This is a genomic window from Nitrososphaera viennensis EN76 (assembly GCF_000698785.1).
Taxonomy (GTDB): Archaea; Thermoproteota; Nitrososphaeria; order Nitrososphaerales; family Nitrososphaeraceae; genus Nitrososphaera; species Nitrososphaera viennensis.
This window is the reverse complement of the sequence record NZ_CP007536.1, coordinates 660,998-682,760: the sequence shown is the minus strand read 5'-3', so window position 1 is coordinate 682,760 and position 21,763 is coordinate 660,998. Positions and strand designations below refer to the sequence as shown.

The 21,763-nt window shown below is 52.6% G+C and carries 22 protein-coding genes; 11 read left to right on the top strand and 11 right to left on the bottom strand.

Translation table 11 applies throughout. The features are described 5' to 3' along the window. Positions 1-144 precede the first annotated feature (144 nt). Positions 145-795, top strand: a complete 651-nt coding sequence (locus NVIE_RS04040) for a Snf7 family protein (RefSeq protein WP_075054140.1) — start codon at positions 145-147, stop codon at positions 793-795. 68 nt (positions 796-863) lie between these two features. Here the strand turns inward: NVIE_RS04040 and glmS are convergent, their stop codons facing one another. After that, a complete protein-coding gene (gene glmS, locus NVIE_RS04035; protein WP_075054139.1) occupies positions 864-2,630 on the bottom strand; it encodes a glutamine--fructose-6-phosphate transaminase (isomerizing) in 1,767 nt (588 codons plus the stop codon). A 160-nt stretch (positions 2,631-2,790) separates the two neighbouring features. Between glmS and NVIE_RS04030 the strand changes: the two genes are divergently transcribed. Further along, positions 2,791-3,756, top strand: a complete 966-nt coding sequence (locus tag NVIE_RS04030; RefSeq protein WP_075054138.1) for a helix-turn-helix domain-containing protein — start codon at positions 2,791-2,793, stop codon at positions 3,754-3,756. Here NVIE_RS04030 and NVIE_RS04025 read toward each other — a convergent pair. Both NVIE_RS04025 and NVIE_RS04020 read right to left on the bottom strand, forming a co-directional pair. Next, the gene (locus NVIE_RS04025) at positions 3,753-4,280 is read right to left on the bottom strand and encodes a 30S ribosomal protein S4 (protein ID WP_075054137.1); all 528 of its coding nucleotides are present in this window, start codon (positions 4,278-4,280) and stop codon (positions 3,753-3,755) included. The two genes, NVIE_RS04030 and NVIE_RS04025, sit on opposite strands and share 4 nt — an antisense overlap. Before the next feature lie 12 nt (positions 4,281-4,292). Beyond that, a complete protein-coding gene (locus NVIE_RS04020) occupies positions 4,293-4,928 on the bottom strand; it encodes a 30S ribosomal protein S13 (RefSeq protein ID WP_075054136.1) in 636 nt (211 codons plus the stop codon). Positions 4,929-5,140: 212 nt separating this feature from the next. On the opposite strand from NVIE_RS04020, the gene NVIE_RS16045 reads away from it, so the two are divergent. The 5 genes from NVIE_RS16045 to cofE all read left to right on the top strand — a co-directional run bounded on the left by NVIE_RS16045 (position 5,141) and on the right by cofE (position 9,918). Further along, complete coding sequence (locus tag NVIE_RS16045) at positions 5,141-5,263, top strand: hypothetical protein (protein ID WP_258914162.1); 123 nt, start codon at positions 5,141-5,143, stop codon at positions 5,261-5,263. 58 nt (positions 5,264-5,321) lie between these two features. Continuing rightward, positions 5,322-6,974: an AAA family ATPase gene (locus NVIE_RS04015; protein WP_075054135.1), complete on the top strand. Its 1,653-nt coding sequence runs from the start codon at positions 5,322-5,324 to the stop codon at positions 6,972-6,974. Next, entirely contained in the window at positions 6,937-8,370 is a 1,434-nt protein-coding gene (locus NVIE_RS04010) for a VWA domain-containing protein (RefSeq protein ID WP_144239480.1), read from the top strand. Before NVIE_RS04015 ends, NVIE_RS04010 begins: the two co-directional genes overlap by 38 nt. An 83-nt stretch (positions 8,371-8,453) precedes the next feature. Beyond that, positions 8,454-9,110 carry a phosphoserine phosphatase SerB gene (gene serB, locus NVIE_RS04005; RefSeq protein ID WP_075054133.1) on the top strand — a complete coding sequence of 219 codons (657 nt, stop codon included), beginning with the start codon at positions 8,454-8,456 and terminating at the stop codon, positions 9,108-9,110. A 34-nt stretch (positions 9,111-9,144) separates the two neighbouring features. Beyond that, on the top strand, positions 9,145-9,918 hold the full coding sequence (gene cofE, locus NVIE_RS04000) for a coenzyme F420-0:L-glutamate ligase (protein WP_227717470.1): 774 nt from the start codon (positions 9,145-9,147) through the stop codon (positions 9,916-9,918). Positions 9,919-9,947: 29 nt separating this feature from the next. On the opposite strand, the gene NVIE_RS03995 is transcribed toward cofE, so the two are convergent. Further along, positions 9,948-10,796 carry an alpha/beta fold hydrolase gene (locus NVIE_RS03995; protein WP_075054132.1) on the bottom strand — a complete coding sequence of 283 codons (849 nt, stop codon included), beginning with the start codon at positions 10,794-10,796 and terminating at the stop codon, positions 9,948-9,950. Between the two features lie 229 nt (positions 10,797-11,025). Here NVIE_RS03995 and NVIE_RS03990 point away from each other — a divergent pair, with 229 nt between their 5' ends. Both NVIE_RS03990 and NVIE_RS03985 read left to right on the top strand, forming a co-directional pair. Further along, a complete protein-coding gene (locus tag NVIE_RS03990; protein ID WP_075054131.1) occupies positions 11,026-11,280 on the top strand; it encodes a sulfurtransferase TusA family protein in 255 nt (84 codons plus the stop codon). A gap of 4 nt (positions 11,281-11,284) precedes the next feature. Further along, positions 11,285-12,289: a PLP-dependent cysteine synthase family protein gene (locus tag NVIE_RS03985; protein ID WP_075054130.1), complete on the top strand. Its 1,005-nt coding sequence runs from the start codon at positions 11,285-11,287 to the stop codon at positions 12,287-12,289. A gap of 9 nt (positions 12,290-12,298) precedes the next feature. Here the strand turns inward: NVIE_RS03985 and trxB are convergent, their stop codons facing one another. From trxB to NVIE_RS03950, 7 genes are all read right to left on the bottom strand, one after another. After that, on the bottom strand, positions 12,299-13,255 hold the full coding sequence (trxB, locus tag NVIE_RS03980; protein ID WP_075054129.1) for a thioredoxin-disulfide reductase: 957 nt from the start codon (positions 13,253-13,255) through the stop codon (positions 12,299-12,301). Positions 13,256-13,385: 130 nt separating this feature from the next. Beyond that, on the bottom strand, positions 13,386-14,144 hold the full coding sequence (locus tag NVIE_RS03975; RefSeq protein ID WP_075054128.1) for a DUF6775 family putative metallopeptidase: 759 nt from the start codon (positions 14,142-14,144) through the stop codon (positions 13,386-13,388). Between the two features lie 193 nt (positions 14,145-14,337). Then, positions 14,338-15,063 (bottom strand): hypothetical protein, encoded by a 726-nt coding sequence (locus NVIE_RS03970; protein WP_144239479.1) that lies wholly within the window; start codon positions 15,061-15,063, stop codon positions 14,338-14,340. Between the two features lie 334 nt (positions 15,064-15,397). Further along, positions 15,398-16,219 (bottom strand): sulfide-dependent adenosine diphosphate thiazole synthase, encoded by an 822-nt coding sequence (locus NVIE_RS03965; protein ID WP_075054126.1) that lies wholly within the window; start codon positions 16,217-16,219, stop codon positions 15,398-15,400. A gap of 300 nt (positions 16,220-16,519) precedes the next feature. Next, the gene (locus NVIE_RS03960; RefSeq protein ID WP_144239478.1) at positions 16,520-16,738 is read right to left on the bottom strand and encodes a hypothetical protein; all 219 of its coding nucleotides are present in this window, start codon (positions 16,736-16,738) and stop codon (positions 16,520-16,522) included. A gap of 1,324 nt (positions 16,739-18,062) precedes the next feature. Further along, a complete protein-coding gene (locus NVIE_RS03955) occupies positions 18,063-19,085 on the bottom strand; it encodes a hypothetical protein (RefSeq protein WP_075054124.1) in 1,023 nt (340 codons plus the stop codon). 31 nt (positions 19,086-19,116) lie between these two features. After that, entirely contained in the window at positions 19,117-20,241 is a 1,125-nt protein-coding gene (locus NVIE_RS03950; RefSeq protein ID WP_075054123.1) for a tetratricopeptide repeat protein, read from the bottom strand. A gap of 390 nt (positions 20,242-20,631) precedes the next feature. Between NVIE_RS03950 and NVIE_RS03945 the strand changes: the two genes are divergently transcribed. Then, positions 20,632-20,925 carry a hypothetical protein gene (locus NVIE_RS03945; protein ID WP_075054122.1) on the top strand — a complete coding sequence of 98 codons (294 nt, stop codon included), beginning with the start codon at positions 20,632-20,634 and terminating at the stop codon, positions 20,923-20,925. Between the two features lie 51 nt (positions 20,926-20,976). After that, positions 20,977-21,759 (top strand): isopentenyl phosphate kinase, encoded by a 783-nt coding sequence (locus NVIE_RS03940; RefSeq protein WP_075054121.1) that lies wholly within the window; start codon positions 20,977-20,979, stop codon positions 21,757-21,759. The last annotated feature ends 4 nt before the right edge of the window (positions 21,760-21,763 follow it).

Genomic DNA, 21,763 nt, shown 5'->3' with positions numbered 1-21,763 from the left:
GTACGTGAACAGCGTCGCATCTTGATGATTTAATGTTTATGCTTTCCAGTGCGGCTGCCTGCGCACGCGTGTCTACAAAATATTACCACTTGGTTGTCTAATTATGACATTTCCATTTAACGTCGTTTTCCAAGGCTAGCAGACATGACGAGCTTCAGCAATAACTGGGTCAAGGACAATAAATCGACTATGTCCGAGAAGATAAAGGAAGGTCTCGGACCTCAACAACCACTGAAACCGAGGATCGAGTTCGCAAAGAACAAGATCCAGGCACAAAACCAGAAACTGGATACTATTCTTGAGAAACTCAAGGGCAAGGAAAAGACCTTGTTCAACCAGGTAGTTTCCGCGCTCCAGAGGCACGACACGCAGGCAGGCAAGATGGTCTCAAACGAGATTGCGCAGGTGAGAAAGACAATAAAGATGATCTCGCAGCTCAAGATGGCACTTGAGCAGATACAGATGCGCCTCGAGACGACCATCGACCTTGGCGACGTGATGGTGGCAATCGGCCCGGCAATGGGTGCTCTCACGAGAGTGAGGTCAGGCCTTGCAGGCGTGATGCCCGAAGTCGACAGGGAACTGGGCGAGATAAACGGCGTGTTCAGCGACATCATGATGAACGCTGGAAGCATGGGCAACACCTCTTTTGCCTTCGACGCATCAGGCGAAGAGGTCGACAGGATCCTTGCAGAGGCCGGCGCGGTCGCAGAGCAGAGGATGACCGAGAGCTTCCCCGACGTCCCGGTGGGCTCTGGCGCATCAAGGTCGTACGCAGGCGGAAACTCGCAGTAAAAAGCGAGAGAGCCTCCTCTTCCTTTCCTTTTTCCTTTCTTTTTCTATTATTATTTTAAAAAAATTTACTACTTTACCGTCACTGACTTGGCCAGGTTTCTCGGGTAATCCGGATCGGCGTTCTTGGCAAGCGCAAGATAGTACGCAAGCATCTGCAAAGGAATTACTTCGACAATCGGGTAGAACGCCTCCTCTGCCATGTGCGGTATCTCGATCCAGTGATCATAGACCTCGCTCCCCGCATCCGATATCCCGATGACGCTTGCACCCCTTGCCTTTATCTCGTGGGCGTTGGAGAGCGAATCGTTGTAGGTGGCATCTCTGGGATTGAGGAGTATCACGAGCGTGTTTTTCTCCATAAGCGCAAGCGGCCCGTGCTTTAGCTCGCCGGCCGCCACGCCCTCTGCGTGCACGTACGCAAGCTCTTTCAGCTTTAGCGCGCCTTCAAGCGCAATTGGGTAGTGGGTGGACCTGCCAAGGAGGTAGATGTCGTTTACCTGCTCCATCTTGCCGGCCATCTTTTCGATGGCGGATTGGCTTGTCGCGATGACCTTGTCGACAGCCTTGACAAACTCGGCCTTTTCGCCTGCGACAAATGCGCCTGCAGGAGACAGCCTTGCCACGATGTTGTAGACAAGCGCCAGCTGGCCGGTAAAGCTCTTTGTCGCCGCGACTCCGATCTCCGGCCCGCAGTTGACAGACAGGAACGCGTCGCTTGCCCTTGCAAGTGACGACGTGGTGACGTTTACAATCCCAAGTATCCTTGCGCCCTGCTTTTTGGCGATCTTGACCGATTCAAGGACGTCTGCGGTCTCGCCGCTCTGCGAAAACGCCACCAGCGCAGAGCCTTCGTCGAGGCCCACAAGCCCGTCCTGCGCCTCGCTTGACATGACAGTCTCGGCACGTATCTTGGCGTAGCGGGCAAGCATGTGCTTCATTATCAGTGCAGAATGGTAGCTGGTGCCGCTTCCCGTGATGTAGACGCTCTGTGCTTCTGACAGGACCTTGCAGAACTTTTCCATCATGGCCTCGTCCTGCCTTGCCGCGTTTGCGACCGTGAGGCGCTGGTCGTTTATCTCCTTTAGCGTATAGTGCGCGTACTTGCCCTTGTCGACCTCTCCAAGCTCCCACGCGACCTGTGTTATCGGGTGCGCGACGGGGTTTCCGTCAAAGTTGAAAATCTCCATCTTGCTGCCATCGATGAGCGCAATGTCATAGTTGTCAAGGAATATCGCCTTGTCCGTGTACTGCAAAAAGCCAAGCACGTCTGACGAGATGAAATAGCCGTCGTTTGCCACGCCGATGATGAGTGGCTCCTCGTACCTTGCGCCCGCAATCGTGCCGTCCTGAAAGACAGCGACAAAGGCAAACGTGCCCATGAGCCTCTTGCATGTCGCCGCAAGCGATCCCTTGATGCCCTTGTCGGCGTGGACCTCGAGCAGGTGGGCGATGACTTCGCTGTCCGTCTCGCTTGAAAAGACGTGCCCTGCCTTGATGAGTTCCTCCTTTAGTTCCTTGTAGTTCTCGATGATGCCGTTGTGGACGACTGCAATGTTGTTCTTGCAGGCCGAATGCGGGTGCGCGTTGCTGTCAGTCACGCCACCGTGCGTGGCCCATCTGGTGTGGCCTATTCCTATCATGCCGGACATGGCGCCAATGTTGAGGTTCTTGCTGACTTCTGCAACCTTGCCGGTGCCCTTTTTCACCAGGATGTCGCCGTCCTTGAACGTGGCTACCCCGACGCTGTCGTAGCCTCTGTATTCCATCCTCTTCAGGCTGTCAACCAGTATGGGCGCCGCGGACTGCTTGCCCTTGTAGCCAATTATTGAACACACGGGAGATTATTTCAAGCTGGAGCTTAAAACGCTTATGAATAGAGTCTCTAACCGCTATAAAAAATGTTATAATCGTCTATGCGCAAAATAGCCTTTATTTGCCAATAAGAGTTTATACCGCTATAAATGATTATATAACTCTGGACAGGATTAGAAGACATTGGCACGCAAGTCGCTCGTTTCGGTTTCGGACTATGACGGTCAGGCGTCGGCAAAGAAGATAACCGTGTTCAGGGATGTGGCGCAGATGCGCATCCTTTCAAACCCCGTGGCATGGCGCATGATGGAGCTCTTGTCAAAGGAGCCGATGTACCCTGCGCAGGTGGCAAAGGAGCTGCGCATACACGAGCAGAGCGCTTATTATTATATCCGGCGCCTCTTGCGCGCCGGCGCGGTGGAGGAGGCGGGAAGCAACCTTGTCAGGGGCGGGACGGCGCGGCTGTACCAGGCGTCCAGCCCTGCGTTTGGGATAGAGCTTGACTGGGGCGAGACAGCGGTGGAAGCGCCCGGCGCGGGCCGCAACAGGGGCGCTCTCCGGTTCTTTGAAGGGTTTGTCCGCGACGGCGTCTTTGACGGCCTCATCGTGGTCGGCGCGCCCGAGCCGCACGGCCAGTACAAGTCGTCTGCGAGGGACGGGCACTATGCCGTGCACCTTGCGTTCTTTCTCGGCAAGGTATCGGGGGTCATGCCCGCGGAATTTGCGGTAAAACTGGACGTCGACGCAAAGGCGGAAAAGGTCCTCTCCGGGAGCAACCTCGTGTCGATAGGCGGGCCGGGCACAAACATCGTGACTGCCGAGTTCAACCGCCATCTGCCTATACGCTTTGACGAGGGGAATTTCTGGTCGGGCCTTGTCGACGGCGCGGGCAGGCGGTACAGCCAGGACAACCACGGCCTTATTGCCAAGATAAAGAACCCCTACGATGGCGGCAAGTCAAGCGTGATAGTGGTTGCAGGCGTCAGGTCCGCCGGCACGAAATCCGCGGTCATTGCGCTGACAAACTACGGCGAAGAGATATTGAAAAGATACAAGGGCAAAGAAGAAAACTGGGCCCTGGTCGTGCAGGGCTTTGACATGGACGCCGACGGGAAAATAGACCACGTGGATGTCGTGAGCAACAGCTAGGAAGCCGGTGCCGCGCCGCCACCCTCGCCTGTCGCCGGCGCTGCAGCTGGAATCTCGACGTGGAGGAGTATCTTGGCCTCCTCGTCCGTCTTGACGATGTAGCCTGGCCTGTTGATCTTCCTGTTGCCTATCGAGACGTGGCCGTGGCTCACTATCTGGCGCGCTTGCGACGCAGACTTTGTGCCCATCCTCTTCATGACGATTGTCTGGAGCCTGCGCTCAAGCAGGTCCTCCACCTTCAGGCCGAGAATGTCATCAAGCGTCGCGCCCTCCTTTACAAGGCCGATCCTTGACAAAAAGTTGAGAAGCCTCTTTTCCTTCTCTGACCTGGCCTCTGTCGAGAGTGCAAGCAGCGCGCGTGCCTGGTTCCTGACCCTTGCCATCTCTGTCTGGGCCTTCCAGAGCTCGCGCTTGTTTCTCAGGCCGTAAGAACCCATGATGTAAAGTTCAGCGTTAAGCTGGTCTGTGGTCCATATTCTCCTTGGGCGGTGGAACAGTTTCTTTTGCTTTCGAGGATCTCCCATTCATGACACCTCTTACTTTTTCGCCGGCTCCTTTGCGCCCGCTGCCGGCTTGGCCGCTGCCGGTGCTGCCGCTCCTCCTCCTGCCGCCGGTTTTGCAGCTCCAGCTGCCGCCGGTGCCGCGCCCGCTGCCGGCTTGGCTGCCGCCCCTCCAGCTGCCGGTGCGGCTCCTCCAGCTGCAGCCGGTGCCGCGCCTGGGACCATCTTGGTCTTTTTCACTCCGACTGCGCCGCCCTTCCTGCCTGTTGTCCTCGTGCGCTGGCCTCTTACCCTCAGGCCGAACATATGCCTGTAGCCTCTCCAGCTCATGACCGTCTTTTCGCGGTCAATGTCGTTGCCAATAGCAAAATCAAGATCAGATGTAATCATGTGGTGCGTCGTGCCAGAGTCCATGTCCTTCTTGCGGTTCAGGTACCATTCCGGCACGCCGAACTTGGTCGGATTAGAGATCGCTTCCTCTATCTCGCGCAGCTCCTTGTCTGTCAGGAACCCGACGCGCATGTTCGGGTTAACGTTCAACGACTGCGTCAATACCTGGGCAAAATTGTAACCTACGCCTTTAATCTCGCTGATGGCGACAAGCAATTTCTTGCTGCCCTCAACGTCCTTTCCGGCGATTCTGAGTATGTGTTTGTACTCCGAAGCGGACAAATCATATTCACGGCGTATATTCGGCAATAAAAACCATGCTAGGCTTGCAGGCGCAAAAACCATGCAATATTTACAACAAACAGCTGCTGCGTCTGCCTATGAGCACTTGTTATTGAAGATACGCGGTTATTTTGTAAAAATATTTTATTCTATTGCGCGGTTTGATTCGGGTAAATCGTTATAAACTGAACATTACAATACAAACGGGAAGAATGCCGTCAAAGAAAGAGGCTCCGCTGGCTCCAAAACTGGTATCCGGACCTGCCAAGACCGCAGAAGATCTGGAAAATGAAGAATACCTGCGCCAGCTGGAACTTGCAATAGAAAATCATTGATTAATTGATCGAGTATCTTTAAATTTGCGTGAGGGCCGAAAAAATTCGTCTCACTAATATGAGCATCAGCAAGATAGAAGAAACAGTCCACCGTTCTTACACTTCCAAGCCAAAGTACTCCGAGGTCATGCCGGGCGTGCCAGAAGACTACAAGCAGCTAAAGACGCTTGGCGACCTTTTGAAGGTCAACTACAAGCATGTCACTGTGGAGGAACAGCTGCGCGGCAACCTCGTCGCCAAGCTGAAGGCAGGCGAGCACCCGTACCCTGGCATCATCGGCTATGACGACGACGTCGTGCCGGCGGTAAACCGCGCCATTCTCTCCGGCCACGACGTGCTGCTCGTGGGCCAGATCGGGCAGGCCAAGACCAAGATAGCAGAGGCGATTGCCCGGAACCTGCTCTCCCCGATCCCTGTCGTGCGCGGGACCGTCACAAACGACATCCCGACCTCGATGCCTGAGGAGCACCTTGCCGCGCTGCTTGCAGATAAAGAAGTCGTCAGGACCGTGCCGGAATTCACGGTGTCAAGGGAGTGCGAGGACATTATCCGCCAGGACAAGCTGGAGACAAAGATCGACTGGCTCTCCGGCGCTGACAGGTTCAAGTACATCCTTTCAACGCCCGACATTTCAGTCAAGGACCTTGTGGGGCAGATAGACGCGATAAAGATAGCGAAAAAGGGAGTCGAGCTGTACAGCATGGAGTCGTATTCGGCAGGCCAGCTCCTGCAGGCCCGCCACGGCATATTGTGCATCGACGAGCTTCCAGTGCTTGACCCGAGAAAACAGGTGTCGCTTTTGAGCGTGCTGCAGGAAGGCAGGTTCACCACCGGCGCATACCCTGTAGTCTTCAAGCCGGACGTCAAGATAATCGCAACTGCAAACCCGATTGACTATACGCACTCGGGCAAGATAATCGAGCCGTTGTTTGACAGGCTCAAGAGCCACGTCGACACGCATTACCCCAAGACTGTAAACGACGAGATGTTGATTATTGCGCAGGAGACAAGGGTCGCGGATCCAAAGAACGTCTTTCTCCCTGTCTTTATCGTAAAGGCGATTGCCAAGATAACGCAGGCAACCCGCGCACACCACGACGTCAACCATGACAAGGGAGTCAGCGTCAGGATGGCGGTGCACTCGATGGAGATGATGATAGGGGAAGCCGAGCGAACGCGCTCTATCATCTACGGCATCAAGGCTGTGCCGCGCTTTTGCGACATACACTGCATCCACCAGTCGTCCAAGTTCGAGCTTGCAGAGATGGAGGACACGCGCGAAAACCGCAGAAACGTTCTCGACTCTGTCATAGATGCCACGCTGAAGGAAGTGTCGCTTGAATACGTGGAAAAGATATCGCCGGAGCAGATAGCCAAGATGAAAAACGAGTTTGCCAAGAACAAGGCGTTCCAGGTGTCGCAGGTCCTGCCGGGCGGCAAAAAGGCCGACACCTCTGATTACGAGTCGCAGCTGACAAAATTCCCTGCGCTCAAGGCGGCAGTTGCAGAGACCCTGTCTGCAATAAAAGACGAGCAAAAGCAGCTTGCCGAGCAAGCAAAGCAGCTTGGCATCAGGACTGACAGCATAGCTATACAAGACCTCAACGGCGAGTTTACCGCCGCAGTCACCGAGGTGGTCCTTGAAGGCCTGCGCCACATCCAGCCCCCGCTCCTTGACAAGAAGGACAACAGCTATGCCCTCGCCCAGTAGTAGTAAAGCGCCGTCGGGGAGCAAGAAATTCGTCTACTTTGCACTGGACGACGACAGCCAGAGCCAGCAGCAACAACAACAGCAGCAAAAGGACGGCTCGGAACTGCCAAAGGACGTTCTGGACAAGCTGCTAAAGGCAGTAGGCAGGGAGGCCCTGCGCGAAAAGACGCCTTCTTTGCAGGAGCTTGAGCAGAGCCTGCAGAACGCCATGTCGCAGATGTCGAGCGAGCAGGGCCGGCAGGAAAAGGAGCAACAGAAGAGCTCGCAGTCCGGCAATCGGGTGGATGACGGCGACGGGATGCCGCTTGTGCGCCAGCTGGTGCAAAAGGGCTACCTAAAGGACTCACCCAAGTGGCTTTCAAGCAAGGGCTTCGTCAACATCGGGGGCAGGATACTGAGCGACGTGATGAAGGCGCTCAAGGCCGGCGAGTATGGCATGCACGAGACGCAAGACTATGGGCAAGGTTCCATAGTGCTGGACACGAGCAAGAAATACGAGCCCGGCGACGACATCCGGCTGTTAAACGTGCCCAAGTCGTTGCTGAATACCATCCAGCGCTCGTTCAAGGACGGCAAGGACGTGAAACTCCCGCTGCAGATAGACGTGGAAGACTTTGAAGAATACGAAACAATGCAGGACGTGCGCGTGGCAATCGTCTACTGCATCGACCTTTCGTCTACCATGCGCTATTCTACGATGTACGGCGACATGAGCAGGATAGAGGCGGCAAAACGCGCATTATGGAGCCTGTATCTCTTGAATCGCAAGTTCTTTCCCTCCGACTCGGTTTACATCGTGGGCTTTGGGGCGCTTGCGTCAAAAGTGCTCCCGCAGGACATCCCGTACCTGAAGACATTTGAGCCCGGCTCGGACTTTCTGCACTACACAAACTACCAGGCGGCGTTTCGGCTTGCAAGCAAGATCCTTCAAAAAGACGGCGCAGAGAACAAACGCATCGTGCTTGTCACCGACGGTCACCCAAGCGCGTGCTTTATCGACGACAAGGGCGAGCAGGACAAGATCCTGTCGCAGAGGCCGTACTCGCACTTTTACACGCCTGACAAAGATACCCTGGACACGGTCAAGGCAAACCAGAGCATGAACCTTGACGTCGCGTCCGGCGAGCTGGTGTACCTGTGCTACCGCTACCGGCAGGTGGACCAGTACATAGGCGAGCGCACCATAGTGGAGGCGAAAAAGTGCCACTCGATGAAGATAGACATCGACACCATCATGATAAGCGAGGAGGATTCATTGCTTGGCTACGTCAATGAAATGGAAAAGTACGTGAAGGGCAGGTCGTACTACATCAACCCTGCCGACATTGACAAAGTGTTGCTAACCGATTACCTGAACAACAAAAAGCAGCAGACCATCCGGGGCCATTCATACTAAATTTGTAACTTGAGCTGCATAGTTATCGTCGTATCATTAACTTAATATAATGAGGTGAATTTGTTTTGTCTACGCAACGAAACATGCTGGCTGTTTTTGATGTAGAAGGCGTTCTACTCGACGCCGAATATCTCCCTGTCCTTGCCTCTCTGATGGGGCCCGAAAAGGAAAAGGAAATCTGGGACATCACCAAGGCCGGCATACGTGGCGAGATAAACTGGGAGGAGGGTCTCGTCAGGCGCGTCCACGCCCTGCGCGGCATCGACCACGGGAAGGCAAAAGAGATTGCAGAGAACCTGCCCATAATGCACGGGGCAAAGGAGCTGTGCAGCGCGCTAAAGAACGCGGGATGGAAGATGATTGCCGTGTCCGGCGGCTTTACCATAATCACCGACAGGCTAAAGCACGACCTCGGGATCGACAAGATATTCTCAAACGAGCTGATATTCAACAACGACAAGCTTGAAGACGTGAAGCTGAACGTCACGTCGGACAAGGCGGCCGCAATCAAGTCCACGATACAGGAATGGGGCGTGCGCAAGGACGACATCGTGGTGGTAGTCGACGGCGCAAACGACCTGAAGCTGTTTGCGCTTGCAGGCTATACCGTCGGCTTTTGCCCAGTGGAGATAGTGAAGGAAAGGGCCGACGACACCATTGAAAGGCGCGACCTGAGCCTGCTTTTGCACCTGCTGGAGAAAAAATATGGAAAAGCCGTGCTCGCCACGACAAGCAAGTAGTTTTTGTAACCCCTATCCCCCACTACTGATATACTTGTTGTCCATAACAGTCATCCCTGTCAAGGTTAATGGCGACATTGCGCCCAAAAGCGACCTTGGCTTGGTAATCCTAGAATCGCTTTATGCAAACGGCGTAGCGCTGCAAGACGGCGACATACTGGTAGTCGCGCAAAAGGTCGTGTCCAAGGCAGAAGGGCGCATCATGGACCTGGCAAAGGTCAAGCCGTCAAGAAGAGCAGCCCTGCTTGCCAGGGATCTGCAAAAAGACCCCCGGATAGTGCAGCTGATACTGGATGAGGCAAGGGAAATAGTGATGATGAAAAACGGCATCATCATCACGGAAACAAGGCACGGCTTTGTCTGCGCCAATTCCGGCGTCGACCAGAGCAACCTTGCCAGAGACAATGCCGCCATACTGCTCCCTGTCGACCCTGACGCTTCTGCAAGGAGGCTGCGCAGCTTTATCAAAAAACAGCAGGGCAGAGATGTCGCAGTCGTGATCACCGACACCTTTGGCAGGCCGTTTAGGGAAGGCCAGACAAACGTCGCGGTGGGAGTCGCCGGCATCAAGCCCATCAAGAACTATATCGGAAAAAAAGACATGTTTGGCAAGAAACTGCGCGTAACTGAAATCGCGGTCGCAGACGAAATAGCGTCGGCGGCGGAACTTGCAATGGGCAAGTCAGCCGGCATCCCTGTTGCCCTTGTGCGCGGCTATGAATTTGAGCGTGCAGGCAGGGCGTCCATAAAGGACCTTTCGCGGCCGAAAAAGCGGGACATCTTCCGGCACACCTGCAATAATCGTTAAATCCGCGGCCGCCAAGGCGCTTTTTACTTTCACGTTTGCTGCTCGGGGATCTCTAGCTCCACAAACTTTGTCAGTTCCTCGTTTGCCTTTTCCTTTTCTTCGATATTCAACCCGTGCCCGCTGTTGTCGAATTTGACCAGCCTTGAGCCTTCGATCCCTTTGTTCATCATCTTTGCAAAGTCAAAGGGGCAAATCTTGTCCTTGATGCCGTGAAATATTGCCACTGGCAGCTTTCTTTCGCTGATCTTGCGCATGTCATCACGAAGATCCGCGTCACGCAGTTCTTCAAGACACTTTACCGTTGCGTATGGCGATGCCTGCATGTTTATCGCAAACAACCAGTCCATGATCTCCCGGCTCTGGGAATCCTTGCTGCGAAAGAAAATCTTGCCAAAATCAGAGACCATCTTTGCCCTGTCGTCCAGGGACTGCGCGATGAGGCCGTCGCAGTCTGACTTGTTCATGCCGTAAGGAAAGCCCTCTCTTTTTGTAAAGCACGGCGCGGCCGCGCCCATGAACACGACTTTTGAAATCCTGTCCGAAGAGGAGTACTTTGCCGCATAGTGCATCGCTATGGCACCTCCCATCGAGAACCCGACGAGCGTTACGCCGCGCAAATCAAGCGCAGTCATCAAGTCCTCGATATCGTCTGCAAATGTTTCATAGCTGTATCCACTCCAAGGCTTGTCCGACCTTCCAAAACCCCTGAGGTCGACGCCGATGCAGCGATGCCCTTTCTTGTGCAGATGCATGAACTGGTATTCAAACATCTCGTGGCTCAGCGGCCATCCGTGGATAAACATAACGGGCTTGCCGCTTCTTTTTGCCGTGTCTTCTACGTAAAGCGATACCTCGTCGTTAACCTTGACTAGGGACATATCAAGAAAGATGCATGTACAAATTAATGGGTTTTGAAAATTAATTCAGATGAATTGTCAGGTGGCAGAAATAGCGGTGCTCCTGTAGGCGATTTTTTATATTTTCTGTGCCATGTTATAAAAACATCTATTATTTTCAACAGGAAAACCCTGTGGTTAGGGAAAGCCCTGGGTTTTCCAATAAACACTTAATATAACGCTGTTGTCAAGTATTCCTGTTCATCAGTATATGAGTACCAACAGCAGTAGTAGTAGCAGCCCAACAAAGTCAATTGACGTGAGGGGACTTTACTGCCCCGAGCCTGTCTTCAGAACAAAGATGGAAATTGAGCGCCTGTCAATCGGCGACGTCCTGAAAATAGTCGCCGACGACCCAGAGTCAGAGGAGGATATTTCAAGGTGGGTCAAGCGCAACGGCCACGAGCTTTTGGCCATCAATAAGACCCAGAAGGATCTGGAGTTCGTAATCAAAAAGGCGAAATAGAAAAATGACAGCGGTAGCAAGCCCAGACGTAGTGCAGCGCATCGGACAGACGCCGCTTGTAGAGCTAAGGTCGTTTTCAACAAAGAACGTCAAGATGTATGCAAAACTTGAATGGCACAACCCGTTTGGCTCTGTCAAGGACCGCGCCGCGTACTGGATGATAAAGGACGCTGAAAAGCGCGGCATACTGAAAAAGGACAAGAGCATCATCATCGAGCCGACGTCTGGCAACACAGGTATTGCGCTGACTGGCATCGCGTCTGCGCTTGGGTACAAGGTGGAAATAGTGATCCCTGAGAAGGTGAGCGAGGAGACGAAAAACATCCTGAGGCACCTCGGCGCGACCCTGCACGAGACGTCTGACGACCTGTGCCCAAGGGTTGGGTCTGGCACAGACCAGAGCATCGCGCTTGCCAAGGCAATTTCCAAGCCGAGGCCTGACATTTACTACATGCCAAACCAGTACGAGAACGACGCCAACTTTCTTGCCCACTATGAAAGCACGGGGCCTGAAATATGGAAGCAGACAAACGGCACCGTCACCCATTTTCTGGCAGGCTGCGGCACCGGCGGCACGATCACGGGCACGGCGACGTACCTGAAGGAAAAGAGCAAGAGCATCAAGGTGGTGGCTGTGCAGGCGCAAAAGAACCACCTGCTCCAGGGTCTGAGGAACTTTGAAGAGTCGGCAATGCCGGACCTGTTCAAAAAGCGCCAGTCGGTGGTCGACGAGTGGTTCACCGCGACCAACAAGGGCTCTTTTGATGCGGCAAGGCTGCTTGCGGAAAAGGAAAGATTGCTAGTCGGGCCTTCGTCCGGTTCGGTCATGGAGTCGATGCTTGCAACCGCGCAAAAGATGGACTCTGGCGTGCTCGTGGGAATATTTGCAGACGACGGCCGCAAGTTCAAGAGTCTCTATGTGCGCGAAGGCGTCTTTACAGAGCAGGAATACGACCGCGCCCTGAAAAACGCCAAGCACATGTCGAGTCTGGCCTACAGCCTGAGCTAATCGTCTCTTTCACTTTTTCTTGTTGTTGCTGTGCCTTTTTTCAGAAAGCCACCTTTCGACGTCAATTGCTGCCATGCAGCCAAAGCCCGCGGCCGTTACTGCCTGTCTGTAGCGGTGGTCGTGGACGTCGCCTGCCGCAAACACGCCCTCGACGCTTGTCCTGGTGTTTTCCTTGAGCACCATGTAGCCCTTGTCGTCAAGTTCCACTTGGCCCTGAAATATCGACGTGTTGGGCTCATGTCCAATAGCGACAAAGAGGCCGCCGGCCTTGACCGTCGTCTCCTTGCCCGTCTTTAGGTTCTTTAGCAGTACTGTTGCGACTTTTTTGTCGCCCTTGATGTCGGTGACGACGTTGTTCCACATGAACTCGATCTTGGGGTTCTCCTTTGCCTTTTCCTGCATTATCGCGCTTGCGCGCAGGGTGTCGCGCCTGTGCACGATTTTCACCGACTTGCCGAACTTTGTCAGAAACGTCGCTTCCTCCACCGCCGTGTCGCCTCCGCCCACTACTACGATGTCTTCGCCCTTGAAGAACGGGCCGTCGCACGTGGCGCAGTATGAGACCCCGCGGCCTCCAAACTGCTGCTCTGCCGGTATGCCAAGTTTTCTTGGCGACGCGCCGGTGCAGATGATTACTGCGTCAGAGTCGTACGTCTCGGAGTGGGTGGTTATCTTGAATGGCGTTTGCTTAAAGTCGACCTGCGTGACCTCGTCGTCTACGATGACTGCACCAAAGCGCTCGGCCTGCTGGCGCATGTTCATCATCAGCTCCGGGCCAAATATGCCGCTTGGAAAGCCGGGATAGTTCTCGACCTCGCTTGTGGTCATCAGCTGGCCGCCGGGAAGCGTGCCGGAAATTATCAGGACTGAAAGTTTTGCACGGGAGGTGTAAACGCCGGCGGTGTATCCTGCCGGGCCTGAGCCAATTATGATAACGTCATAATGCTTTTGAGTGGTTTCGGCCAAACTGGTCAGGCTGATTTTCGGCTGACCTCTTAATAATCCGTTCGGAGGGTAGTTTTGTATTGTTCTGGTTGAATTATTTATAATAAATATCTGATAAAGATGAATAATCTGTATTGACAGTCAGGCGCGGTCAAATCCTTTTCCTTGCAGCGAGCCTGCGGTTGAATTTATTGGCAAGCGACCTGTGCTTTGGGCAGAGCGCCGGGTTTTCCACCTGCGTGCGTATCAGGTCCTCCTGCCAGTGGGCGTTGTAGAGCCTGCAGGCGTCGCTGTCGCAGAAAGGCTCGCCTTCTGTTACAAAAAAGAACAGCGCCTGGAGCACATAGCCTGTCGCGACCTGTGTCATCCTCTTGTCGCCATAGTCGATGAACCTGCCTGCAAGTTTTTTCTTTAGCGAATTGACATCCGCGCCAAACTGGGAAATGTAAAACTCCCTTGGCTTGGCAGGAGCCTCCACCATGCCCGTGGTTGAAATTATCGACGGCGTCCCGCATATCACTGCCCTTGCGTGGTAGCGCCAGTCGTCCTCTGAAAAAGTGCACGTCAAGAGATCCGTGAATATTATGTGGATGTCATCATCATCATTGTCTGCCTGAAATGCCGGCGACGCAAGCAGGCGCTGGAGCTCAAAGCCGTCGTACAGTGCCGTCGGCCTGCCGTACAGGTCGAAATCCTTGTGCTCTTTTGGCTGGCGCTCAAACGGCTGCTTTATTTCCGAAATCCTTGCGCGCTCGACGACATCTATTTTGTTGTGGTGCTCAAAGGAGAAGAACGGCTTGCAAACATCAAAAGAACAGTTTGTAAAGACCTGCGCCACGTCCTTGATTATTCTGCCAAGGTCAATTCCTGATGCAGTCTCAGGATAAAAGTGGACACGGTGAAAATCCAACAAAAAGAAAAGAGAAAGAGGTCTGTATATTTTATTTTACTTTGACTTAATCTTGGGTGGATTTGGCAATAAATTGCGAGCTCTTGAGAAACGTTTCACAGAGCTACTGGCAAAATCGCTCTTGCTACAAAGATAAAAACGTCATCGAGATTTAGTGAGTGCAACGGCTTCGCATCGCTCGTCATGCCTGTTACTATTCAACCGCCGCTGCGGAAGATGAGGTATCGTCAACAGGCTTGTGTTCTTCGTATTGCACTGATAGCACGACATTTACCAGCTGACTAAAGCCAGTACTTTGCGAGCTCCTAATCACTGCCTCCACACTGTCACCGGCCACCACTGGGATCTTTAGTTGTTGGGTGGCGATGTCACTGCCCTTCACGAAAAAGCCGCAATACGGCGGGTCTGGGCAATAGACAGCAGCATTTTTGTAAAACCTGACTTCAACTATGGAGCCCTTCTCTGGCATGATTCTTGCTTCAAGGTAGCCGTTGTTCATCTGTGGGATTGTAGTCGACAATTCCCTCATGTCCTTTCTAAAGAGTGTAAGTTGTTCCGAAACCAATTCTTGACTTATTGTCTGGGTTGGGGGAGAATGGTCCGTCAGCGGCATTGTCTCTTTCGGCTGTTCGGGTACATGCTCTACCGGAGTTTGGATTACAGCCGTGTCCGTAGACTCTGACGGGGTATTCGAAGCCGCGGGAGAATCCGAAGAGTTCAGCAGGGCAAGTCCGAAAACTACTACTCCGACGCCCAACGCGACAACTGCGATTAGTACTGCAACGATGACTTTCTTGCTCCGGCCAGTGCTAGATCTGTTGTAATTTAAATGGTTGCTGTATGGACTAGGATTTCCTGAACTTCTGCATTTTGGACAACTGCATGGCCCATTGATATCCAAATCATGGTAGTCTGCCATTTTTATTCTCGACCTTTTGCCGCCGGCTAGGACTTTTTCTTACGTGTATTGTCTTCCAGCAGAGAGATAGCAATTTACTAGAACCTGCTTCTCTATAAGATCATAGTCCATTATTTGCATCAAGTCTGCAGTTATTGTGCATTGTTACGGAATAATTTTTTTTAATAATCGAATTTCTGAGCTATACAAGTCTACAATTCCTAGGATAAAATGCTAGAGCTGTCCTGCAGCAGTATAACTACTGCACCAATATTATTAGCATTTTGAGATTATCAAAACCGGCCTCGAGAGAAAGAACAAGGTCCCTCAAAGAGGGGAGAAAAGATAGGTGGATTTACTTGCGCCCACCAGAGCTTATTTTCGGCGGGTTTGGCATCTCCTTCAGCTTGCCAAGCGCCACTTCTGCGGCCTTTTTGCCCGAGTAGAGCATCGCGCCAAAGGTCGGGCCCATCCTGGGGAGGCCGTGCGTCTCGGTGACCGACATGCCTGCTGCTATGAGGCCGGGGAACACCTCGCCGGTAAAGTTGACGACGTTGTCCTCGCTTCCCTCTACCCACATCGGATCCATGCCCTTCCACTTTACATAGCCACGGTCCATCAGGCGCTTTACCGCCACAGAGTCGTGGCCTGATGCGTCGATCACCAGCTTGCTTTCAAGCGCAACAGGGTCTACGCACGTGATGTTCCTTGGAAGCGCTGAAACCGGCATCCAGTTCACGACCACGCCTGCGACGCGCTTGTTCTTGAGCACCAGGTCGTCGAACTTTGTCAGCTGGAGGAACCTTACTCCTGCGTCGCACGCAGAGGCTATCAGCTTTGAACACGCGTGCGGGCCCCACGTCGCGTAGAGGCCTTCGCTAATCTTTCTGTACGGCACGCCAATCTCGTCCCAGAGCTTTTGCGCCGGCGCCCTCACTGTCACCGGGTTCATCATGTATCCTCCCACCCAGTAGCCGCCTCCGATGTAGTTGTTCTGCTCTACAATCAGGGTGCGCACCCCTGCCTTGGCAAGGTCGCGGCCTGCGGTAAGGCCCGCCGGCCCTGCACCGATGATTATGACGTCAGAATCGACAAACTCGTTCATGGTCTCGTTAAACATCTGGGCAATCGTCCTCGTGATCTCCTTCTCGCTAGCGTCTGAGAATATCTTGGCCATCACCGCTAACTGACGCTAGAGGATATTAATAGATTGAGATTGTTATTAACTCTGGTAATCGCAATTAATAGAGAAAAATAGCCGATTCCTTTGCGGCCATGGTAGTATACGTGCTTATGCTAGCATAATAATAAATCTGTTACAAAGCTAATAGGGCTTCCCGATCATCCAATTTTTCCCTGTAGTGATGTAGATATAAAAAGTAGCATGATGAGGGGCGAGCGTCTACTACTTCTACTGCTGATGCCGCCCTCATCTATTTTTTCTCAGCTATTGTTATTGTTGTGCTACGACAATATTCTAGTCGTCTTTATTGTGTCCCGGTGGAGCATGGCCAGAAGGATTCTGGTTCTCGGTGTTCTGTGTTAGACCCTCGCCTTCGCAGGTGGGCTGCTGGCCGCCCGGCTCATTCCCTCCCCTGTTCTCGCAGGAGGTATCTTCTTCTGTTATCTTGGCCGATGCACTTTGAAGGAATGCAGGCGCAGCTGCAAGCGCCAGTGCCGCCATGATTGCTGTCACAGCTACAATAACTCCCCATTTTCTTCTCTCGGCTGTTTTAGTTCGTATCGGTTTTGCTTCTTCTCTACTTGCAAAATTCATTGCAGATACTGATCTCGAGATGAATGATTATACGTATTTGGTTATTTATGAAGATAATTTGATCATAGTTAATTTATTAATGTAAATTTAATACCAAAAATCACCAGATAATAGAATATTATATTATATAAGCTTAGCAGTATGATCATGCATGATCAAGAATGCAAGTCACGGACAAAGTGCAGAGCAACAAGTTACTGTTTGATCAGCCAGAACGGGTCCATCTCTCATTACTTCTTTGAAATTTTTGCAGGAGATCCATTTTATTAACCTAGATTCCGAGTATATATCATATGTTTCGGCAAAGAATTTTCTACAGAACGGGCCCATTATATAGAAAATATGCTGTTGTACTCGCTTTTGGACTTGTTTCCGCTATGGTGGTAATAGGGTTAGCGGTACCGGCAAAGCGTGATGGTCAACAACAGCAATTCGCATATGCTACGAATGCAAAAGGCAATACGGATGCAGAGCCAGCCTCGGCAAACAACCCTTTGTCAGTGATGGTGTGTATTAAAAAAGTCGTCCCACCTAATGGGACATTGCTCCCTGATGAGATATGTGGCAGGCCGGGCCCTGACGTTGGTTTCGCTAATTACGGCCCTTGATGTATGTAGATAGATGTGTATGTCAAATGCCGACCTCGCCAAAGATACTCGATTCCTATTCATCTCCGACCTTGTGAATATAATCTTCTCCCTGCAGGGAGAGGGATCTTTTTAGACTGTAAATACCTGGTGCTTTTGCTGCGGGCGAAGGCTCTGGACTAGATCGCGAAAAGTCTGATCACATGTATATAATCATGATAATATCATTACTTTTCGTGCACATTCTTCGTGGTAATACTTTGCATTCTTATGGCTGTGGCTGACGATTACATCACCAAAGTTAATTTTCTGTCTGCAAAGCAAGCACGCGCCTTTCTGTTTGTAGAAGTTAATGTAGAATACTCGCTTGTAACCTGCAGTTTCTGGCGCTATCACCCGGGCCATTAGAGTCGAAATCCTCCAAAGAGAAGAGATTTTTGTGCAGCATTGCGGTTCATGACGGTCGATAAACACAGAAATATCATATAATCATCTTCACCATTCTTCATATAGAGAATTTAGATACTTGGATAATTCTGGTTTGGCGGACTCGTCTTTGTCTCTGAACTTCTTGGCATGGGCTTGAACGGGCTCATGATCTCGGTAAGCGGGCTTGACTATTGCGACAACCAATAGGTTGTTGGAATGGGGTGCATCTACGCGAACATCTTGACAAAGTCGGCATAGGCACTGCGCACCTTGGCCTTCTTTGGCGGGTTCTTGAACCCGTACGCGTTTATCACCGGCGCCTTTTTGGCCACCGGGCTTTTTGCCATTGATGCCCTCACCACGTCAAGGAGCACGTTGCCGGCGTTTGCGCCGTCGCTTGTCCTCAGGGTGAGATCCATGATTATCTTGCTTCCCATAAAGCCTTCGCTTGACATCCAGTAATAGCTGTTGCGCGAGTCGCCCAGAAAATCGGTATATTCTGTGGTGCCTGCCACGGACTCGAACTCGTACGGCGCCTCCATGCCTATTGCGCCTGTCTTCATGCCGCGCTTTAGCATCTTTATGCGCTCGTCCATAGTGCGCTTTGTCTCTTCGCTGCCGCCAACGTCTAATTGGTAGCTTTTGCTGACATGCACGCCACGCTCCACCATAAAGTCGATCATGCCCTTGTGGAACGCCGTCCCGCCAAACTGGCTGAGCAGGTCGTCGCCGGCAAGCACAAGTTTCTTTTGCGCAAACTTGCTTGCAAGCGAAGAGTTTGCAAGCTTTGCCGGGGTCGCGTTGACAAACGATGCACCTGCCTTTAACGCGGCTCTGGCATATTCGGCAGACGACTTGTCCATGCCTGACGATATCAGATTCAGGACAATATCGGCGCCAGAATCTTCAAGCGCCCTTGCAAAATCCTGCGCGCTGGTTGTTGCGGGTTTCTGCTCGCCATCATAGTAGGCGTCAAGCGCAAGCCCCGCGCCAACATTCACCTTGGATGAAACGTCGCAGTACTTTTTCGTGCTTGCGGTCGCAACTTCAGCAAGAGGCCTGCCGACCTTGGCAGGATTGACATCAAATGCGGCAACTATTTTCAGGTTTGAAGGGCGAAAGCCTGCCACCTTTTGGTGCCACAGGCCGACTCCGTTCTTTGAATCGCTGTAATACTGTACGCCCTGGACAAAAGTTGCTCCCACGTTGCCCACGCCGATGACGGCAACCTTGATGTCTGCTGGTGCCATATACTTGTGAGGCAATAAAGGAAGTGTAGATTTAATCTTTTGCTGGCTTGGTGACTGGGCCTTGGCGCACCTTCATATCGATCCTGCCTATCATGTCGATCATGGCCGTCTTGTTGGCGTTGAGGTATTCCTGCCCTCTGTCGCGAAGTTTGATCTGCGCAAGCCTCAGGTCGCGGTGCTCCTCAAAGAACTGTTCTATCATGGCGTTTCCGTGCTTGGCCGGGCTTATCAGCTCGTCAAAGCACTGCTTGGTTGCCTCCAGGTCGCCGCGCTCGACTGCCTCCTTGGCCTTGCCAAGGACCTCGCTGATGTCCTTGAGCTGCTGCACGGGAGCAGATACCTGCCTTTCCTTGCCAAACAGGCCGACCCTCTTGGTAACGCCGACCTTGTCGGCGATCTCTTTAGTGATCTCGTAGTATTCCTCCATGCCGGTGATGTTGCGCTTTTCCCTCTTTGTCAGGAGGCCCTTCATCGACAGCCTCATTATGGCGTCCTCGACTTCGATCTTGTCGATTCCTGTAAGCCAGACTATTTTGCCGACATAGTCATAGCCCTGCCTTATCGATTCTAGAACAACAACCTCGATGATCCTGCGGAATCCCTCTTCTGCGCGGGCGTTCTCAAAGTCCCTGTCCTTGACTGCCTTGCGCGCGTTTGCAATGTCTATTTCGATGGAGCGCTTTAATGATTCAAGGCCCTCGTCGACCTTGCCTGATAATGTAAGATAGCATGCCCTATTGTACCACGCCATGCCGTCGTTCGGGTCGATGTCTATTGCCTTTTCGCAGCACTCGATGGCCTTTTCGTGGTTCTTTAGCTTGTAGTATGCCAGGCCCTTGAGGTTCCACGCTTCTGCGTTGTTGACGTCTACCTCAAGCGCCCTGTCGTACGAGGAAATTGCGACCGTGTACTCGCCCATGTGGAAGTGCGCGTACCCTTTCTTGACCCATGCATCCACGTACTTGGGGTCGATCCTCAGCGCCAGCTCGAAGCACCTCACGGCGTCGAGCATCTTGTCGTTGGACATGTAGTTCTGTCCCTTCTTGAACAGGTCACGCTTCTGGAATTCAGAGTCTGAATAATTCGGAACCTGTTCGCGCTCGGAAGGGGCCTCGTCCTTGTTGCTGCTGCCGCCCTTTCCAAAGAATCTGCCCATCAAGCTAAGCTGACTCAGATCGAAGATAAATAGATTATGACTGCAGAAAACTCGAACCTAACTTTATCTCGAAAATCGTTGCAGGTGCCAGAGACTCGGATAAAACGACCAAAATTATCTAGGAAAAACTATGATAAATATCTTCCAGAGCGATCCCAAGACGTTTTTCGGCGCGCCATAAAGACCAAGAGGATGCCAGAGTTCTGCAAACGGACATGCGTATTTTTTGTTTCACATGCCGGTGGCATCGCAAAGCAGCAGGCAGTCGGGAATTACTGTCTTGGCACAGAAAAGTTCTGTTAGGCGTTCACATCCCGCTCGGCAGGGGCCCGTCTCTGGCATTCTGGAATCAGGCTTGTCTATTTATACTCAATACGCGCTATCTGCTGCATGGCCGAGGCAAAAGACAGGATCGAGTTCAAGATGCTCGACCACGAGAGCATCGGCGACGACACTGTATCGTTCAAGCTTGAAGACGGCACGATCGTCAAGGTAAAGGTGTCGCTGGAGCGCGTCGGTATTGCAACCAACTACAGAAACCCGGACGGCACGCCGCACTACGCGGTCAACTCGGCGGTCAAGGTCTACATCATACCTGCCGACAAGCGATTTACGATGCCAAAAAGCCAGGTGTCCGGAGCCGCTGCGTCGCAGGAAAGGCCGTCGCCAAGCCACATCGCCTGAGTGGGTAGGTCAAAACTTTAAATCGACTACACAATACACGCTTTTTACTAAATGCAGAAACTTGTGCTTGTCAAGCTGGGGGGCTCTGTCATTACCTTCAAGGACCGGGCGCTTGCCGCAAACACCGGGGCCATAGACGGCATATCCGGCGCCCTTGCGCAGCTTGACATGCCTGTCATGGTTGTCCACGGCGGGGGGTCTTTTGGCCACCACTGGTCGGTGCAGTACGACATGCACACAAAGGCTGCGCCCTACGATCCACACGGAGTCGCAGTAGTACACGAGTCGATGGTCGCATTAAACCAGATAATCGTAAATTCCATGATAAAGGCAGGCGCAAACCCGTACGCTGTCGCGCCGGCAATGTTCACGACGGGCCATAAAGTGATTGCAGCAAAGGTAAAGCAGCTGCATGAAATGGCAAAAAAGTCAAACGTAATACCTGTAACTTTTGGCGACGTGGTACACATGGGCGGCCGGAAATACTCTATTCTTTCCGGCGACGCGCTGATGTCAATCATCGCAAAGGTGCTAAAGCCGTCAAGGGTGATATTTGCCACAAACGTTGACGGCATTTACAGGGACATGCAGACAAAAGAGATCATAAAAGAGCTAAAGCCTGGAAGGGGTGGCGGTGGCGACCCCGTGGAATTCTCAAAGACAGCCGGCGCCGACGTGACTGGCGGCATGCAGCGCAAGGTAAGGGAAGCATTTAAGATTGCATCAATGGGTATGGATGTCGTGCTGGTAAACGGGCTCTACCCTGAGCGCATCGCCCAGGCGGCGCAGGGCAAGGTTCAGACAGGCACCGTCGTAAAGAAGGGGAGGAAATAACAGC

Bases quoted from the DNA above. Each gene is read 5' to 3' on its own strand.
- NVIE_RS04040 (WP_075054140.1), top strand. From the start codon at position 145: ATGACGAGCTTCAGCAATAACTGGGTCAAGGACAATAAATCGACTATG.
- NVIE_RS04025 (WP_075054137.1), bottom strand. From the start codon at position 4,280: ATGGGAGATCCTCGAAAGCAAAAGAAACTGTTCCACCGCCCAAGGAGA.
- NVIE_RS16045 (WP_258914162.1), top strand. From the start codon at position 5,141: ATGCCGTCAAAGAAAGAGGCTCCGCTGGCTCCAAAACTGGTATCCGGA.
- NVIE_RS04015 (WP_075054135.1), top strand. From the start codon at position 5,322: ATGAGCATCAGCAAGATAGAAGAAACAGTCCACCGTTCTTACACTTCC.
- serB (WP_075054133.1), top strand. From the start codon at position 8,454: ATGCTGGCTGTTTTTGATGTAGAAGGCGTTCTACTCGACGCCGAATAT.
- NVIE_RS03995 (WP_075054132.1), bottom strand. From the start codon at position 10,796: ATGTCCCTAGTCAAGGTTAACGACGAGGTATCGCTTTACGTAGAAGAC.
- NVIE_RS03990 (WP_075054131.1), top strand. From the start codon at position 11,026: ATGAGTACCAACAGCAGTAGTAGTAGCAGCCCAACAAAGTCAATTGAC.
- NVIE_RS03985 (WP_075054130.1), top strand. From the start codon at position 11,285: ATGACAGCGGTAGCAAGCCCAGACGTAGTGCAGCGCATCGGACAGACG.
- NVIE_RS03970 (WP_144239479.1), bottom strand. From the start codon at position 15,063: ATGGCAGACTACCATGATTTGGATATCAATGGGCCATGCAGTTGTCCA.
- NVIE_RS03965 (WP_075054126.1), bottom strand. From the start codon at position 16,219: ATGGCCAAGATATTCTCAGACGCTAGCGAGAAGGAGATCACGAGGACG.
- NVIE_RS03955 (WP_075054124.1), bottom strand. From the start codon at position 19,085: ATGGCACCAGCAGACATCAAGGTTGCCGTCATCGGCGTGGGCAACGTG.
- NVIE_RS03950 (WP_075054123.1), bottom strand. From the start codon at position 20,241: ATGGGCAGATTCTTTGGAAAGGGCGGCAGCAGCAACAAGGACGAGGCC.
- NVIE_RS03945 (WP_075054122.1), top strand. From the start codon at position 20,632: ATGGCCGAGGCAAAAGACAGGATCGAGTTCAAGATGCTCGACCACGAG.
- NVIE_RS03940 (WP_075054121.1), top strand. From the start codon at position 20,977: ATGCAGAAACTTGTGCTTGTCAAGCTGGGGGGCTCTGTCATTACCTTC.